Source organism: Streptococcus chosunensis (genome assembly GCF_003626515.1).
GTDB lineage: Bacteria > Bacillota > Bacilli > Lactobacillales > Streptococcaceae > Streptococcus > Streptococcus chosunensis.
This window is the reverse complement of sequence record NZ_RBCK01000001.1, coordinates 643,560-661,394: the sequence shown is the minus strand read 5'-3', so window position 1 is coordinate 661,394 and position 17,835 is coordinate 643,560. Positions and strand designations below refer to the sequence as shown.

Sequence of the window (17,835 nt, the reverse complement as noted above, 5' to 3'; positions counted from 1 at the left end):
GAAATTATGACTTTTAAATCAGGTTTTGTAGCCATTTTAGGACGTCCCAACGTTGGGAAGTCAACCTTTTTAAATCACGTCATGGGGCAAAAGATTGCCATCATGAGTGACAAGGCGCAGACAACGCGCAACAAAATCATGGGAATTTACACGACTGATAAGGAACAAATCATCTTTATCGACACACCAGGGATTCACAAGCCTAAAACAGCTCTCGGAGATTTCATGGTTGAGTCTGCCTATAGTACCCTTCGCGAAGTGGATACTGTTCTTTTTATGGTTCCTGCGGATGAAGCGCGTGGTAAGGGAGACGACATGATTATCGAGCGTCTCAAGGCTGCCAAGGTTCCTGTGATTTTGGTGGTGAACAAGATCGATAAGGTTCACCCAGACCAGCTTTTGTCTCAGATTGATGATTTCCGTAACCAAATGGAATTTAAGGAGATTGTCCCTATCTCAGCCCTTCAGGGAAATAACGTCTCTCGTCTAGTGGATATTTTGAGTGAAAATCTGGACGAAGGTTTCCAATATTTCCCAGCTGACCAAATCACAGACCATCCAGAACGTTTCTTGGTTTCAGAGATGGTTCGCGAGAAAGTCTTGCACCTAACTCGGGAAGAGATTCCTCACTCAGTTGCTGTAGTGGTTGATTCGATGAAGCGGGATGAAGAGACTGACAAGGTTCACATCCGTGCAACCATCATGGTCGAGCGCGATAGCCAAAAAGGGATTATCATCGGTAAAGGTGGTGCTATGCTTAAGAAAATCGGTAGCATGGCCCGTCGTGATATTGAACTCATGTTAGGAGACAAGGTCTTTCTAGAAACCTGGGTCAAGGTCAAGAAAAACTGGCGCGATAAAAAGCTGGATTTGGCTGACTTTGGCTATAATGAAAAAGAATACTAAGTAGAGGTGGGCTCATGCCTGCTTCTTGTTTTTACAGAAGGAGGACTTATGCCTGAATTACCTGAGGTTGAAACCGTTCGACGTGGCTTGGAAAAATTGATTTTGGGAAAGAAGATTTCGAGTATAGAAATTCGTTATCCCAAGATGATTAAAACGGATTTGGATCAGTTTCAAAAGGAAGTGCCTGGTCAAGTTGTTGAGTCAATGGGACGTCGTGGGAAATATTTGCTTTTTTACCTGACAGACAAGGTCTTGATTTCCCATCTGCGGATGGAGGGCAAGTATTTTTACTATCCAGACCAGCTTCCCGAACGCAAGCATGCCCATGTTTTCTTCCAGTTTGAGGACGGTGGGACACTTGTTTATGAGGATGTACGTAAGTTTGGTACTATGGAACTTTTGTCTCCTGACCTTTTGGACGCCTACTTTATTTCTAAAAAACTAGGTCCTGAGCCAAGTGAACAAGACTTTGATTTACAGGTCTTTCAAGCTGCTCTAGCCAAATCTAAAAAGCCTATCAAATCCCATCTCCTAGATCAAACCTTGGTAGCTGGACTTGGCAATATCTATGTGGATGAGGTTCTCTGGCGAGCTCAGGTTCATCCAGCTAGAGCTTCCCAGACTTTGACAGCAGAAGAAGCGACTGCCATTCATGACCAGACTATTGCTGTTTTGGGACAGGCTGTTGAAAAAGGCGGCTCCACCATTCGGACCTATACCAACGCCTTTGGGGAAGACGGAACCATGCAGGATTTTCATCAGGTTTATGACAAGGCTGGTCAAGAATGTTCACGTTGTGGTACCATCATTGAGAAAATCCAACTAGGCGGACGAGGCACCCATTTTTGTCCTCAGTGTCAAAGGAGGGACTGATGGGAAAAATCATTGGAATCACTGGGGGAATTGCCTCTGGTAAGTCAACTGTGACAAATTTTCTAAGAAAGCAAGGCTTGCAAGTAGTGGATGCCGACGCAGTCGTCCATCAACTTCAAAAACCTGATGGTCGTCTGTTTCAGGCTCTAGTCCAGCATTTTGGGCAAGAAATCATCCTTGCAAACGGAGAACTCAATCGCCCTCTTCTAGCTAGTCTCATCTTTTCAAATCCTGAAGAGCGAGAATGGTCTAAGCAAATCCAAGGAGAGATTATCCGTGAGGAACTAGCTGCGTTAAGAGACCGGTTGGCTCAGACAGAATCTATCTTTTTCATGGATATACCCCTACTTTTTGAGCAGGACTACAGTGCTTGGTTTGATGAGACTTGGTTGGTCTATGTGGATAGAGATGTCCAAGTAGAACGCTTAATGAAAAGGGACCACTTGTCCAAAGATGAAGCTGAGTTTCGTCTGGCAGCCCAGTGGCCTTTAGAAAAAAAGAAAGATTTGGCCAGTTATGTTCTAGATAACAATGGTAGTCGTGATCAGCTTCTAACTCAGGTGCTTACCCTTCTTGAGGGAGATAAGCAAGATGACAGAGATTAACTGGAAAGATAATCTGCGCATTGCCTGGTTTGGTAATTTTCTGACAGGAGCCAGTATTTCCTTGGTTGTGCCTTTTATGCCTATCTTTGTGGAAAATTTAGGTGTAGGGAGTGATCAAGCTGCTTTTTATGCAGGTTTAGCTATTTCTGTCTCTGCCATTTCTGCGGCACTTTTCTCTCCTATCTGGGGCATCCTTGCTGACAAATACGGTCGAAAACCCATGATGATTCGGGCTGGGATGGCCATGACCATTACTATGGGAGGCTTGGCTTTTGTGCCAAATATTTATTGGTTAATCTTTCTTCGTTTATTAAACGGTGTATTTGCAGGATTTGTTCCCAATGCAACGGCTATGATAGCCAGTCAGGTTCCCAAGGAGAAATCGGGTTCTGCTCTTGGGACTTTGTCCACAGGTGTAGTTGCAGGTACTTTAACTGGTCCCTTTATCGGGGGATTTATTGCAGAATTATTTGGCATTCGTACTGTTTTCTTACTGGTTGGTAGTTTTCTATTCTTAGCTGCTGTTTTAACTATTTGCTTTATTAAGGAAGATTTTCAACCAGTAGCCAAGGAAAAGGCCATCCCAACAAAGGAATTATTTACATCAGTTAAATATCCCTATCTCTTGGTCAACCTCTTTCTGACCAGTTTTGTCATCCAATTTTCAGCCCAATCAATCGGCCCTATCTTAGCTCTGTATGTACGCGACTTAGGCCAGACAGAGAATCTTCTTTTTGTCTCTGCTTTGATTGTGTCCAGTATGGGCTTTTCCAGTATGATGAGTGCAGGAGTCATGGGCAAGTTAGGTGACAAGGTGGGGAATCATCGTCTCTTGGTTGTAGCCCAGTTTTATTCAGTCATCATCTATCTTCTCTGTGCCAATGCTTCTAGCCCCCTTCAACTAGGACTCTATCGTTTCCTCTTTGGCTTGGGAACCGGTGCGCTGATTCCTGGAGTTAATGCCCTTCTCAGCAAGATGACGCCCAAAGCTGGTATTTCGAGGGTCTTTGCCTTCAATCAGGTATTCTTTTATCTGGGAGGTGTCGTTGGGCCTATGGCAGGTTCTGCAGTAGCAGGTCAATTTGGCTACCATGCTGTCTTTTATGCGACAAGTCTTTGTGTTGCCTTTAGTTGTCTCTTTAACCTTCTTCAATTTCGAACATTATTAAAAGTAAAGGAAATCTAGTGCGAGTAAAAATTAATCTCAAATGCTCCTCTTGTGGCAGTATCAATTACCTAACCAGTAAAAATTCAAAAACCCATCCAGACAAGATTGAGGTTTTAAAGTATTGTCCCAAGGAAAGAAAAGTAACCCTACATCTTGAATCTAAGTAGATTTTATGGTAAAATAATAGGGATTTTAAGGAGTTTGATATGTATAACCTATTATTAACCATTTTATTAGTATTATCTGTTGTGATTGTAATTGCGATTTTCATGCAACCAACTAAAAACCAATCCAGCAATGTATTTGATGCCAGCTCAGGTGATTTGTTTGAACGCAGTAAAGCACGCGGTTTCGAAGCTGTAATGCAGCGTTTGACAGGGATTTTAGTCTTTTTCTGGCTAGCCATTGCCTTAGCATTGACGGTATTATCAAGTAGATAAGAAAATAATGGGCAGGACTAGGTCTTTGCCTGTTTTTATTTGTAAAATGAGTATCTTATTTTAACACCAAATAAAAAATCTAGAAAGAAAACATGAAAGAAATTATAAAAGAATATTTACAAGATAAAGGAAAGGTAACTGTCAATGACTTAGCTCAGGCTTTGGGAAAAGACGGATCCAAGGATTTTCGTGAGTTGATTAAAACCTTGTCCCTAATGGAAAGAAAACACCAGATTCGCTTTGAAGAAGATGGCAGTCTGACCTTGGAAGTTAAGAAAAAACATGAGATTACTCTCAAGGGGATTTTTCATGCCCATAAAAATGGCTTTGGCTTTGTCAGCCTAGAAGGTGAGGAGGACGACCTTTTTGTAGGGAAAAACGATGTCAACTATGCTATTGATGGCGATACTGTTGAGGTTATCATCAAGAAAGTCGCTGATCGTAACAAGGGAACAGCAGCGGAAGCCAAAATTATCGATATCCTAGAACATAGTTTGACAACCGTTGTCGGTCAAATCGTTCTAGATCAGGAAAAGCCTAAGTATGCTGGCTACATTCGTTCGAAAAACCAGAAAATCAGTCAACCGATTTATGTGAAGAAACCAGCCCTTAAACTGGAGGGAACAGAAGTTCTCAAGGTCTTTATCGACAAATACCCGAGCAAGAAACATGATTTCTTTGTTGCTAGTGTTCTCGATGTAGTGGGTCATTCAACAGATGTCGGAATTGATGTTCTTGAGGTCTTGGAATCAATGGATATTGTCTCAGAATTTCCAGAAGCTGTTGTCAAGGAAGCAGAAAGTGTGCCTGATGCTCCGTCTCAAAAGGATATGGAAGGTCGTCTGGATCTAAGAGATGAGATAACTTTTACCATTGACGGTGCAGATGCTAAGGACTTGGACGATGCGGTGCATATCAAGGCCTTGAAAAATGGCAATCTGGAACTCGGAGTTCACATCGCAGATGTTTCCTACTATGTGACCGAGGGTTCTGCTCTTGACAAGGAAGCCCTTAACCGCGCAACTTCTGTCTATGTGACAGACCGTGTGGTCCCAATGCTTCCAGAACGACTGTCAAATGGAATTTGCTCTCTCAATCCTCAAGTTGACCGCCTGACCCAGTCAGCCATTATGGAGATTGATAAACATGGTCGTGTGGTCAATTACACTATTACACAAACGGTTATCAAGACAAGCTTCCGTATGACCTACAGTGATGTCAATGATATCCTAGCAGGTGATGAGGAAAAGAGACAAGAATATCAGAAAATTGTTCCAAGTATCGAACTCATGACCAAGCTCCATGAAACTCTAGAGAATATGCGAGTAAAACGTGGAGCCCTCAATTTCGAAACCAATGAAGCTAAGATTTTGGTGGATAAGCAAGGTAAGCCTGTTGATATCGTTCTTCGTCAGCGTGGTGTTGCCGAGCGCATGATTGAGTCCTTTATGTTGATGGCTAATGAAACAGTTGCCGAGCATTTTAGCAAGCTGGATTTGCCTTTTATTTATCGTATCCATGAGGAGCCTAAGGCTGAAAAGGTTCAGAAGTTTATTGATTATGCTTCAAGCTTTGGCTTACGCATTTATGGGACTGCAAGTGAGATTAGCCAGGAGACCCTCCAAGATATCATGCGTACTGTTGAAGGAGAACCTTATGCGGATGTCTTGTCCATGATGCTTCTTCGCTCCATGCAGCAGGCTCGCTATTCAGAGCACAATCACGGCCACTATGGACTAGCAGCAGATTACTATACTCATTTTACCAGTCCTATTCGCCGTTATCCAGACCTCCTTGTTCATCGTATGATTCGGGATTACGGCCGTTCTAAGGAAATAGCAGAGCATTTTGAACAAGTGATTCCTGAGATTGCGACCCAGTCTTCCAACCGGGAGCGTCGTGCCATTGAGGCTGAACGTGAAGTCGAAGCCATGAAAAAAGCTGAGTACATGGAGGAATACGTGGGTGAAGAGTACGATGCAGTTGTATCAAGTATTCTTAAATTCGGTCTTTTTGTTGAATTGCCAAATACAGTTGAAGGCTTGATTCACATTACTAATCTACCTGAATTTTATCATTTCAACGAACGTGATTTGACTCTTCGTGGAGAAAAATCAGGAACAGCCTTCCGTGTAGGGCAACAGATTCGTATCCGAGTTGAAAGAGCCGACAAGATGACTGGTGAAATTGACTTCTCATATATCCCAAGTGAGTTTGATGTGATTGAAAAAGGCTTAAAACAGTCTAATCGCAGTGACAGAGGGCGTGGTTCAAGTCGTCGTTCAGATAAGAAGGAAGATAAGAGAAAATCAGGACGCTCAAATGATAAGCGCAAGCATTCACAAAAAGATAAGAAGAAAAAAGGGAAGAAACCTTTTTATAAGGAAGTAGCTAAGAAAGGAGCCAAGCATGGCAAAGGGCGAGGGAAAGGTCGTCGCACAAAATAAAAAAGCGCGCCACGACTATACAATCGTAGATACGCTAGAGGCAGGAATGGTCCTGACTGGAACTGAAATCAAGAGTGTGCGAGCTGCTCGAATCAATCTCAAGGATGGCTTTGCCCAAGTGAAAAATGGGGAGGTTTGGTTGAGCAATGTTCATATCGCTCCTTACGAAGAGGGCAATATCTGGAATCAAGAACCAGAACGTCGTCGAAAACTCCTGCTCCATAAGAAACAAATTCAAAAATTGGAACAAGAGACTAAAGGGACAGGAATGACGCTGGTTCCCCTTAAGGTCTATATTAAAGATGGCTATGCCAAGCTCCTTTTAGGACTTGCCAAAGGGAAGCATGACTATGATAAACGGGAGTCAATCAAACGTCGTGAGCAGAATCGCGATATTGCGCGCGTGATGAAAGCTGTTAATCAGCGATAAAAAGAGGAAATGAAAATGGAAAAACTAGTTGCCTATAAACGTATGCCCTTGTGGACGAAAGAAACCATGCCAGAGGCGGTTCAGCAGAAACACAATACCAAGGTAGGGACTTGGGGTAAGATTACTGTTTTAAAAGGAACTCTCAAGTTTATTGAATTGACAGAGGATGGTGAGGTTCTAGCTGAGCATCTCTTTGAAGCAGGAGCCGACAATCCCATGGCACAACCACAAGCTTGGCACCGAGTAGAGGCTGTAACAGACGATGTAGAGTGGTACTTGGAATTTTATTGTAAACCTGAGGATTATTTCCCTAAAAAATACAATACCAATCCTGTTCATTCAGAGGTCCTAGAGGCCATGCAGACAGTAAAACCAGGGAAAGCCTTGGATTTGGGCTGTGGTCAAGGTCGTAATGCACTCTTTCTAGCCCAGCAAGGTTTTGATGTGACAGCCGTAGATCAAAATGAACTGGCTCTTGAAATCTTGCAAAGCATTGTGGAGCAGGAAGATTTGGACATGCCTGTTGGTCTCTACGATATCAATTCAGCTAGCATTGGTCAAGAGTATGATTTCATCGTCTCGACAGTTGTTTTGATGTTTCTGCAAGCAGATCGCATTCCTGCAATTATCAAAAACATGCAGGAGAAAACCACTGTTGGTGGTTACAATCTTATCGTTTGTGCCATGGATACGGAGGATTATCCTTGCTCAGTGAACTTCCCATTTGCTTTTAAGGAAGGGGAACTGGCAGACTATTACAAGGACTGGGAATTGGTTAAGTACAATGAAAATCCGGGTCATCTTCACTGTCGTGATGAAAATGGTAATCGTATTCAACTACGCTTTGCGACCATGCTAGCTAAGAAAATAAAGTAAATAAGAATGAAGATCTGGAAAATTCCTGATCTTTTTTCTTTTTTGCGAATAATATAGAAAAGGAGGGAAATCATGTTTGTTGCGAGAAATGCTAGGGGACAGCTGGTAAATGTGTTAGAGGATAAGCTTGAGAAGCAAGCATACACCTGCCCAGCTTGTGGAGGTCAGCTCCGTTTGCGTCAAGGATCAAGTGTAAGGACCCATTTTGCTCATAAATCCTTAAAAGACTGTGATTTTTCCTCTGAAAATGAAAGTCAAGAACACCTGGCAAATAAGGAATCCCTTTATCACTGGTTGAAAAAAGAGACAGAGGTTCAATTAGAATACCCGCTTCCAGAACTTAAACAGATTGCAGATGTATTTGTAAATCGTAATCTAGTTCTAGAAGTTCAGTGTAGTCCCTTGCCTCAAAAACTTCTTAAAGAGCGTAGTGAGGGTTATCGTAGTCAGGGTTACCAAGTACTGTGGTTGCTAGGAGAAAAACTTTGGCTCAAGGAGCGTTTGACTCGTCTGCAACAAGGTTTTCTCTATTTTAGTCAAAACATGGGCTTTTATATTTGGGAAGTAGACAAGAAAAAACAGGTTTTAAGGCTTAAATATCTCATCCACCAGGATCTCCGAGGTAAACTCCATTATCAGATTAAGGAATTTCCCTATGGCCAAGATAGTCTACTGGAGATATTACGTCTTCCCTATAAGAAACAAAAAATATATCGTTTTACAGTTTCTCAGGACAAGAACATCTGTCGCTATATCAGACAGCAACTTTATTATCAAAATCCTATTTGGATGAAAGAACAAGCAGAAGCTTATGAAAAGGGAGATAATATCCTGACTTATGGGCTGAAAGAATGGTATCCACAAATTCGACCACTAGTAGGTGAGTTTTGCCAGATTAAGCAAGATTTGACCAGCTATTATCAGTATTTTCAAACCTATTATCAAAAAAATCCTCAAAATGATTGGCAAAAGCTCTATCCACCAGCCTTTTATCATCAATATTTCATGAAAAATATGGTAGAATAGAGAAGATGGAGGAATCTAATGGTATTACAAAGACATGAAATAAATGAAAAAGATACATGGGATCTATCAACGATTTACCCAACTGACCAGGCTTGGGAAGAAGCCTTAAAAGAGTTAACAGAACAATTGGAGACAGTAGCCCAGTATGAAGGCCATCTCTTGGATAGTGCGGATAGCCTACTAGAAATTACTGAATTTTCTCTTGAAATGGAACGCCAGATGGAGAAGCTTTACGTCTATGCTCATATGAAAAATGATCAGGACACCCGTGAAGCTAAGTACCAAGAGTACTATGCCAAGTCCATGACGCTCTACAGCCAGCTAGACCAGGCCTTTTCATTCTATGAGCCTGAATTTATGGAGATTAGTGAAGAGCAGTATGCTGCCTTTTTAGAGGCTCAACCAAAATTGCAGGTTTATCAACACTATTTTGACAAGCTTTTACAAGGCAAGGAACACGTTCTATCACAACGCGAAGAAGAATTATTGGCTGGGGCTGGAGAAATCTTTGGTTCGGCAAGTGAAACCTTCGCTATCTTGGACAATGCGGATATTGTGTTCCCTTATGTCCTCGACGATGATGGTAAGGAAGTTCAACTCTCTCATGGGACTTACACACGTTTGATGGAGTCTAAAAATCGTGAGGTGCGTCGTGGTGCTTATCAAGCACTTTATGCGACTTATGAACAATTCCAACATACCTATGCCAAAACCTTGCAAACCAATGTTAAGGTGCAAAACTATCGTGCCAAAGTTCGCAACTATAAGAGTGCTCGTCATGCAGCCCTAGCAGCGAATTTTGTTCCAGAAAGTGTTTATGACAATTTGGTAGCAGCAGTTCGCAAGCATTTGCCACTCTTGCATCGTTACCTTGAACTACGTTCAAAGATTTTGGGGATTTCAGACCTCAAGATGTATGATGTCTACACACCGCTTTCGTCTGTCGAATATAGTTTTACCTACCAAGAAGCTTTGAAAAAAGCAGAAGAAGCTCTGGCAGTCTTGGGTGAGGATTACTTGAGTCGTGTTAAACGTGCCTTCAGCGAGCGTTGGATTGATGTTTACGAAAATCAAGGCAAGCGTTCAGGAGCCTACTCTGGTGGTTCTTACGATACCAATGCCTTTATGCTCCTTAACTGGCAGGACAATCTAGACAATCTTTTTACTCTTGTTCATGAAACAGGTCACAGTATGCATTCAAGCTATACTCGTGAAACGCAGCCGTATGTTTATGGAGATTATTCTATCTTCTTAGCTGAGATTGCATCAACTACCAATGAAAATATCTTGACGGAAAAATTATTGGAAGAAGTGGAAGATGATGCAACGCGCTTTGCTATTCTCAATAACTTCCTAGATGGTTTCCGTGGAACAGTTTTCCGCCAAACTCAATTTGCTGAGTTTGAACACGCGATTCACCAAGCAGATCAAAATGGTGAAGTCTTGACAAGCGATTTCCTAAATAAACTCTATGCAGACTTGAACCAAGAGTATTATGGTTTGAGTAAGGAAGACAATCCTGAAATCCAATACGAGTGGGCTCGCATTCCACACTTCTACTATAACTACTATGTATACCAATATTCAACAGGCTTTGCGGCCGCCTCAGCCCTGGCTGAAAAGATTGTCCATGGTAGTCAAGAAGATCGTGACCGCTATATTGACTACCTCAAGGCAGGTAAGTCTGACTATCCACTTAATGTCATGAGAAAAGCTGGTGTTGATATGGAGAAGGAAGACTATCTCAACGACGCCTTTGCAGTCTTCGAACGTCGTTTGAATGAGTTTGAAGCCCTTGTTGAAAAATTGGGATTGGCATAAGATGGTTGAATCGTATAGTAAAAATGCCAACCATAACATGCGTCGTCCTGTCGTCAAGGAAGAAATTGTGAACTTGATGCGTCAGCGTCAAAAGCAAGTCACAGGCTCTTTGAAAGAACTGGAAGACTTTGCTCGCAAGGAAAATATTCCCATCATTCCCCATGAAACGGTTGCTTATTTCCGTTTTCTCATGGAAACTATGCAACCAAAAAACATTCTGGAAATTGGGACAGCTATCGGTTTTTCAGCCCTCTTGATGGCAGAACATGCGCCAAACGCCAAGATTACAACCGTTGACCGCAATCCAGAAATGATTGGTTTTGCCAAGGAAAATTTTGCCCAGTTTGACAGTCGCAAGCAAATCACGCTTCTAGAGGGAGATGCGGTAGATATATTATCTACACTGACAGAGTCCTATGATTTCGTCTTTATGGACTCTGCTAAGTCTAAATACATCGTCTTTCTGCCAGAAATCCTCAAACACTTGGAATTTGGTGGTGTGGTTGTCTTGGATGATATCTTCCAAGGTGGTGATGTTGCCAAGGATATTATGGAAGTCCGTCGAGGTCAGCGAACTATTTATCGAGGCCTTCAAAGACTATTTGATGCAACCTTAGACAATCCAGGACTCACTGCAACATTAGTACCTCTGGGGGACGGCATTCTCATGCTTCGTAAAAATGTAGCAGACGTTCAATTGCCTGACAGCGAATGATTTTCAGAATAATTTAAGAAAATATAGTAAAATAGATAGGGTAACACTTATCTCAAAGGAGTAGACATGAAGAAAAAACTATTGGCAGGTGCCATTACACTATTATCAGTAGCAACTTTAGCAGCTTGTTCGAAAGGTTCGGAAGGGGCAGACCTTATCAGCATGAAAGGGGATGTCATCACTGAACATCAATTTTATGAGCAAGTAAAAATCAATCCTTCGGCCCAACAAGTCTTGTTGAACTTGACTATTCAAAAAGTATTTGAAAAGCAATATGGCTCAGAAGTAGATGACAAAGAAATCGATGATATCATTTCTGGAGAAGAAAAACAATATGGTGAGAATTACCAACGTGTCTTATCACAATCAGGTATGACTCTTGAAACACGTAAAGCACAAATTCGTACAAGTAAATTAGTTGAATTTGCAGTTAAAAAGGCTGCAGAAGCTGAATTAACTGATGAAGCGTATAAGAAAGCGTTTGAGAGCTATACTCCGGACGTAACTGCTCAAATTATTCGTCTTGATAATGAGGATAAAGCGAAAGAAGTCCTTGAAAAAGCTAAGGCAAGTGGCGCAGATTTCGCTCAATTAGCTAAAGATAACTCAACTGATGAGAAAACCAAAGCTAACGGTGGTGAAATCACTTTTGATTCAGCTTCAACAGAGGTACCAGATCAAGTTAAGAAAGCAGCTTTTGCCTTGGATGTTAATGGCATTTCTGATGTCATTACAGCTACTGGTACTCAAGCATACAGCAGTCAGTATTACATTGTAAAACTCATTAAGAAAACAGAAAAGTCATCTAATATCGATGACTACAAAGAAAAATTGAAAACTGTTATCTTGACTCAAAAACAAAATGATGCATCATTTGTTCAAAGTATTGTCGGAAAAGAATTGCAAGCAGCCAATATCAAGGTTAAAGACCAAGCCTTCCAAAATATCTTTACCCAATATATCGGTGGTGGCGATTCAAGCTCAAGTAGTTCTTCAAAAGAATAAAACAGAAAAGAGCCAAGTGCTCTTTTTCTTATGAGAAAATCTTCTATCTTAAGGGTAAGAGTTTTTTTCTTTCGGAAAAAATGGTATAATAGCAATCAAAACTAGAAAATAAACGGAATTTGGGAATAATTTCTTTTGTTCTCATTAGATTGGTGATACTATGAAGATTAGTAAGAGGCACCTATTAAACTATTCTATTCTAGTTCCTTACTTACTTTTATCTATTTTGGGCTTGATTGTGGTTTATTCGACAACCAGTGCCATTCTTATCGAAGAAGGTAAAAGTGCCCTCCAATTGGTTCGAAGTCAGGGAATGTTTTGGATATTTAGTTTAATATTGATTGCCTTGATATATAAGCTGAAATTGAATTTTTTGAGAAAAGAACGACTTTTATTTATTGTTATGTTTGTTGAGCTGATTCTCTTAGCTTTGGCTCGCTTAATTGGTACGCCAGTCAATGGAGCCTATGGTTGGATTTCAGTAGGACCTTTGACCATTCAGCCAGCAGAGTATTTGAAGATTATCATCGTCTGGTACTTGGCCCAACGTTTTTCAAAACAACAGGATGAAATTGGGATTTACGATTTTCAAGTTTTAACTCAAAATCAATGGATTCCTCGTGCTTTTAATGATTGGCGCTTCGTCCTACTAGTAATGATAGGAAGTTTAGCTATTTTCCCAGATTTGGGGAATGCTACCATCCTAGTTCTTGTCGCCTTGATTATGTATACAGTTAGTGGAATTGCTCATCGTTGGTTTATAGTCTTTATCGGTGTATTATTTGGAGTTTCAGCCCTATCCTTATCAGCTATCTCTATGATCGGGGTTGATAAGTTTTCAAAAGTTCCAGTATTTGGTTACGTTGCTAAGCGTTTCAGTGCCTACTTTAATCCCTTTGCCGATTTGGCAGGGTCAGGCCACCAACTTGCAAATTCCTACTTTGCCATGGTAAATGGTGGATGGTTTGGTCTAGGCTTAGGAAATTCAATCGAAAAACGTGGTTATTTACCAGAGGCCCATACAGACTTTGTATTTTCAATTGTTATTGAAGAATTTGGATTTGTGGGAGCTAGCTTGATTTTAGCACTTGTCTTTTTCCTGATTTTACGAATTATCCTAGTCGGTATTCGTGCTAAGAATCCCTTTAATTCCATGATGGCGATTGGGGTTGGGGGGATGATGCTGGTACAGGTATTTGTCAATATCGGTGGAATTTCTGGCATTATTCCTTCGACAGGAGTAACCTTCCCCTTCTTATCACAAGGAGGGAACAGTCTCCTAGTCTTGTCTGTAGCCATCGCCTTTGTCTTAAATATTGATGCAAGTGAAAAACGTGCCCAATTATATGAGGAGTTAGAAACTCACTCATCAAACTATATGTAGAGTTGATAGTGGAAAGGATTACCTATGTCTCTTCAAAAATTAGAAAACTATAGTAATAAAGCTGTCGTGCAAGAAGAAGTATTAATTTTAACAGAATTGTTAGAAGATATTACTAAAAATATGCTTGCCCCAGAGACTTTTGAAAAAATCATGCAGTTGAAGGAATTATCAACTAAAGAAGATTATCAAGGCTTGAACCAACTGGTTACTAGTCTGTCAAATGATGAAATGGCTTATATTTCACGCTATTTCTCTATCTTGCCTCTCTTGATTAATATTTCTGAAGACGTGGATTTGGCTTATGAAATCAACCATCAAAATAATATCGATCAAGATTATCTTGGTAAATTATCAGCAACGATCAAAATGGTTGCGGAAAAAGAAAACGCGGTTGAAATTCTAGAACACTTGAATGTTGTCCCTGTTTTGACAGCCCATCCAACACAAGTGCAACGTAAGAGTATGTTGGATTTGACCAACCATATCCATACCCTCTTGCGTAAGTACCGTGATGTGAAATTAGGTTTGATTAATAAGGAAAAATGGCATAATGATCTCCGTCGTTACATTGAGATTATCATGCAGACAGATATGATTCGTGAAAAGAAATTGAAAGTGACCAATGAAATCACGAATGTAATGGAATACTACAATAGCTCATTCTTGAAAGCAGTTCCTCATTTGACTGCTGAGTACAAGCGTCTGGCTAAAAAACACGGTTTGGAGTTGAAACATCCTAAACCAATTACCATGGGTATGTGGATTGGTGGAGACCGTGATGGTAATCCTTTTGTTACAGCAGATACCTTGAAACAATCTGCTATGACTCAGTGTGGAGTCATCATGAATTACTATGATGAAAAGATTTACCAACTTTATCGTGAGTTCTCTCTCTCAACCAGTATTGTCAATGTGAGCAAGCAAGTCAGAGAAATGGCTCGTCAGTCTAAGGATAACTCGATTTATCGTGAAAAAGAGCTATACCGTCGTGCCTTGTTTGATATTCAATCAAAAATCCAAGCGACAAAAGCTTATTTGATTGAGGATAAGGAAGTTGGAACTCGCTATGAAACAGCTAATGATTTTTATAAGGATTTAATTACCATTCGTGATTCCCTCTTGGAAAACAAGGGTGAAGCACTGATTTCTGGTGATTTTGTTGAGCTAATTCAGGCAGTTGAAATTTTTGGTTTCTATTTGGCATCTATTGACATGCGTCAAGATTCTAGTGTTCACGAAGCCTGTGTAGCTGAACTCTTGAAATCAGCGGGTATTCATTCCCATTATAGCGAACTAAGTGAAGAAGAAAAATGCCAGCTTCTTTTGAAAGAGTTAGAGGAAGATCCGCGTATCCTTTCTGCTACTCATGTTGAAAAATCAGAGTTACTCGAAAAAGAATTGGCCATCTTTAAAGCTGCTCGTAAGTTGAAAGATAAGTTAGGTGATGACGTCATTCGTCAGACTATCATTTCACATGCAACCAGCGTATCAGACATGTTGGAATTGGCTATCTTGCTAAAAGAAGTAGGGTTAGTTGATAAAGAAAGAGCCCGTGTCCAAATTGTTCCTCTCTTTGAAACAATCGAGGACTTGGACCACTCAGAAGAAACCATGAGAGAATATCTTTCACTTCCTCTTGCTAAGAAATGGATTGCTTCACGTAATAACTACCAAGAAATCATGCTTGGTTACTCTGATAGTAATAAAGATGGTGGCTACCTATCATCATGTTGGACCCTCTACAAGGCTCAACAACAATTGACTGCTATTGGAGATGAATTTGGCGTTAAGGTTACCTTCTTCCATGGTCGTGGTGGGACTGTTGGTCGTGGTGGTGGACCAACCTATGAAGCCATCACATCTCAACCGCTTAAGTCTATCAAGGATCGTATCCGTTTGACGGAGCAGGGTGAAGTAATTGGGAATAAATACGGTAACAAAGACGCTGCCTACTATAATCTTGAAATGTTGGTTTCAGCAGCCATTAACCGTATGATTACTCAGAAGAAGAGCGATACCAATACCTCAAATCGTTACGAAGCTATTATGGATCAAGTGGTGGACCGTAGTTACGATATCTACCGTGATTTGGTCTTTGGAAATGATCATTTTTATGATTATTTCTTCGAATCAAGTCCAATCAAGGCTATTTCAAGCTTTAATATTGGTTCTCGTCCAGCCGCTCGTAAGACTATTACTGAAATCGGTGGTTTGCGAGCTATCCCTTGGGTCTTCTCATGGTCGCAAAGTCGCGTCATGTTCCCTGGCTGGTATGGGGTTGGTTCAAGCTTCAAGGAATTTATCGATAAAAATCCAGAGAATATTGCTATCTTACGAGATATGTACCAAAATTGGCCTTTCTTCCAATCGCTCCTTTCAAATGTTGATATGGTCTTGTCAAAATCAAATATGAACATTGCTTTTGAATATGCCAAACTGTGTGAGGATGAAGAAGTAAAAGCAATCTATGAGACTATTCTAAATGAATGGCAAGTTACCAAGGAAGTTATCTTGGCTATCGAAGGTTACGATGAACTCTTGGCTGAAAATCCATATCTAAAAGCAAGTTTGGATTATCGTATGCCTTACTTTAATATTCTCAACTATATCCAGTTGGAGTTGATTAAACGTCAACGCCGAGGAGAATTATCTAGCGACCAAGAAAAATTAATCCATACAACCATCAACGGAATTGCGACAGGATTGCGTAATTCGGGCTGATGTCTTTCAAAAAAATGCTAAAAGAGTCTTGACAAGTAGTTGAAAAATGATATAATTTAACCATTCAGAAAAGTAATCATTCAAACTTTTTAGAGAGTCTGTGGTAGCTGAAAACAGATAAGTGGCGATGATGAAAATTGGGCTGAATGTTATTTAGAATTTGAAATCATAAAAATTCGGTGAGCACACCTTACAGTGCATCTCGTTATTGCGAGACAGAGCGATAGGGAAATTCCCTATAATTGAGGTGGTACCGCGCATCGACGTCCTCACACAAGTTTTTTGTGTGAGGACTTTTTGATGGAGGTTAGTATGGAAAGAAAACGATGGCGTAGCTTGTTGAGATAAGTGAAGTATTTTAAAGGAATAAAAGGAGAAATAGAATGAAAAATAAACGTTTAATTGGAATTATCGCTGCATTAGCAGTCTTAGTAGCAGGAAGCTTGATTTACTCTTCAATGAATAAACCAGAAGCTAAAAATGAAAAGAAAGTTGCCAAAGTTGGTGTCCTTCAATTTGTGAGCCATCCATCTCTTGATTTGATTTATAAAGGGATTCAAGATGGACTGGCAGAAGAAGGCTATAAAGATGATCAGTTGAAAATTGACTTTATGAACTCAGAAGGTGACCAAAGTAAGGTTGCAACAATGAGCAAACAGTTGGTTGCAAATGGGAATGACCTTGTGGTTGGTATTGCAACACCAGCTGCTCAAGGCTTGGCTAGTGCCACAAAAGACCTACCGGTTATCATGGCCGCTATTACAGACCCAATCGGAGCTAACTTGGTCAAAGATTTGAAAAAACCAGGTGGCAACATTACAGGGGTATCTGACCACAACCCAGCTCAACAACAAGTTGAACTCATCAAAGCTTTGACACCAAATGTGAAAACAATCGGAGCCCTTTACTCAAGCAGCGAAGACAATTCAAAAACACAGGTAGAAGAATTTAAGGCTTATGCTGAAAAAGCAGGTTTGACAGTGGAAACATTTGCTGTTCCTTCAACAAATGAAATTGCTTCAACAGTAAATGTTATGACTAGCAAAGTTGATGCTATCTGGGTTCCAATCGACAACACAATTGCTTCAGCCTTCTCAACTGTTGTTTCAAGTAATCAATCCGCTAAAAAACCAATTTACCCAAGTGCAACTGCAATGGTAGAAGCTGGTGGTTTGGCATCCGTTGTAGTTGACCAACATGACCTTGGTGTGGCAACAGGTAAAATGATTGCGGAAGTCTTGAAAGGTGCTAAACCAGCTGATACTCCAGTCAATGTCTTTTCAACTGGTAAGTCAGTGATTAACAAAAAATTGGCACAAGAATTAGGTATTACGATTCCTGAATCTGTTCTAAAAGAAGCAGGACAAGTGATTGAATAATCTACAATGGAGGAGTTGGGGACATCTCCTCCAATTTTT

16 protein-coding genes and 1 other annotated feature are annotated in these 17,835 nt (G+C 40.6%); all 16 genes read left to right on the top strand.

Annotation, left to right across the window (positions count from 1 at the left end; translation table 11 throughout):
* Nucleotides 1–6: 6 nt before the first annotated feature.
* The 16 genes from era (at nucleotide 7) to trpX (ending at nucleotide 17,796) form a co-directional block, all read left to right on the top strand.
* Nucleotides 7–906 (top strand): GTPase Era, encoded by a 900-nt coding sequence (gene era, locus D7D54_RS03105; protein ID WP_084951356.1) that lies wholly within the window; start codon nucleotides 7–9, stop codon nucleotides 904–906.
* Between the two features lie 48 nt (nucleotides 907–954).
* Entirely contained in the window at nucleotides 955–1,779 is an 825-nt protein-coding gene (gene mutM, locus D7D54_RS03100) for a DNA-formamidopyrimidine glycosylase (RefSeq protein ID WP_120718804.1), read from the top strand.
* On the top strand, nucleotides 1,779–2,384 hold the full coding sequence (gene coaE / locus D7D54_RS03095) for a dephospho-CoA kinase (RefSeq protein WP_020901789.1): 606 nt from the start codon (nucleotides 1,779–1,781) through the stop codon (nucleotides 2,382–2,384). Before mutM ends, coaE begins: the two co-directional genes overlap by 1 nt.
* On the top strand, nucleotides 2,371–3,570 hold the full coding sequence (locus D7D54_RS03090; RefSeq protein WP_020901790.1) for a multidrug efflux MFS transporter PmrA: 1,200 nt from the start codon (nucleotides 2,371–2,373) through the stop codon (nucleotides 3,568–3,570). The genes coaE and D7D54_RS03090 overlap by 14 nt, the downstream gene beginning before the upstream one ends.
* Entirely contained in the window at nucleotides 3,570–3,719 is a 150-nt protein-coding gene (rpmG, locus tag D7D54_RS03085) for a 50S ribosomal protein L33 (RefSeq protein ID WP_001809104.1), read from the top strand. The genes D7D54_RS03090 and rpmG overlap by 1 nt, the downstream gene beginning before the upstream one ends.
* A gap of 39 nt (nucleotides 3,720–3,758) precedes the next feature.
* Complete coding sequence (gene secG, locus D7D54_RS03080) at nucleotides 3,759–3,992, top strand: preprotein translocase subunit SecG (RefSeq protein ID WP_000282517.1); 234 nt, start codon at nucleotides 3,759–3,761, stop codon at nucleotides 3,990–3,992.
* 92 nt (nucleotides 3,993–4,084) lie between these two features.
* Complete coding sequence (gene rnr / locus D7D54_RS03075; RefSeq protein ID WP_120718803.1) at nucleotides 4,085–6,439, top strand: ribonuclease R; 2,355 nt, start codon at nucleotides 4,085–4,087, stop codon at nucleotides 6,437–6,439.
* Entirely contained in the window at nucleotides 6,402–6,869 is a 468-nt protein-coding gene (gene smpB, locus D7D54_RS03070) for an SsrA-binding protein SmpB (protein WP_001051750.1), read from the top strand. The genes rnr and smpB overlap by 38 nt, the downstream gene beginning before the upstream one ends.
* A 15-nt stretch (nucleotides 6,870–6,884) precedes the next feature.
* A complete protein-coding gene (gene tehB, locus D7D54_RS03065; RefSeq protein WP_120718802.1) occupies nucleotides 6,885–7,745 on the top strand; it encodes an SAM-dependent methyltransferase TehB in 861 nt (286 codons plus the stop codon).
* Between the two features lie 72 nt (nucleotides 7,746–7,817).
* Nucleotides 7,818–8,771 carry a competence protein CoiA gene (locus D7D54_RS03060; protein ID WP_120718801.1) on the top strand — a complete coding sequence of 318 codons (954 nt, stop codon included), beginning with the start codon at nucleotides 7,818–7,820 and terminating at the stop codon, nucleotides 8,769–8,771.
* Nucleotides 8,772–8,789: 18 nt separating this feature from the next.
* The gene (pepF, locus tag D7D54_RS03055; RefSeq protein ID WP_120718800.1) at nucleotides 8,790–10,592 is read left to right on the top strand and encodes an oligoendopeptidase F; all 1,803 of its coding nucleotides are present in this window, start codon (nucleotides 8,790–8,792) and stop codon (nucleotides 10,590–10,592) included.
* Nucleotide 10,593: 1 nt separating this feature from the next.
* A complete protein-coding gene (locus D7D54_RS03050; RefSeq protein WP_031237631.1) occupies nucleotides 10,594–11,307 on the top strand; it encodes an O-methyltransferase in 714 nt (237 codons plus the stop codon).
* Between the two features lie 66 nt (nucleotides 11,308–11,373).
* The gene (gene prsA, locus D7D54_RS03045; protein ID WP_020901794.1) at nucleotides 11,374–12,312 is read left to right on the top strand and encodes a peptidylprolyl isomerase PrsA; all 939 of its coding nucleotides are present in this window, start codon (nucleotides 11,374–11,376) and stop codon (nucleotides 12,310–12,312) included.
* A gap of 160 nt (nucleotides 12,313–12,472) precedes the next feature.
* Entirely contained in the window at nucleotides 12,473–13,696 is a 1,224-nt protein-coding gene (ftsW, locus tag D7D54_RS03040; RefSeq protein WP_120718799.1) for a cell division peptidoglycan polymerase FtsW, read from the top strand.
* Nucleotides 13,697–13,720: 24 nt separating this feature from the next.
* A complete protein-coding gene (gene ppc / locus D7D54_RS03035) occupies nucleotides 13,721–16,417 on the top strand; it encodes a phosphoenolpyruvate carboxylase (RefSeq protein WP_120718798.1) in 2,697 nt (898 codons plus the stop codon).
* Between the two features lie 56 nt (nucleotides 16,418–16,473).
* Nucleotides 16,474–16,691 (top strand) — a binding site (T-box leader).
* Between the two features lie 109 nt (nucleotides 16,692–16,800).
* Entirely contained in the window at nucleotides 16,801–17,796 is a 996-nt protein-coding gene (gene trpX / locus D7D54_RS03030; RefSeq protein ID WP_000792146.1) for a tryptophan ABC transporter substrate-binding protein, read from the top strand.
* Nucleotides 17,797–17,835 lie beyond the last annotated feature (39 nt).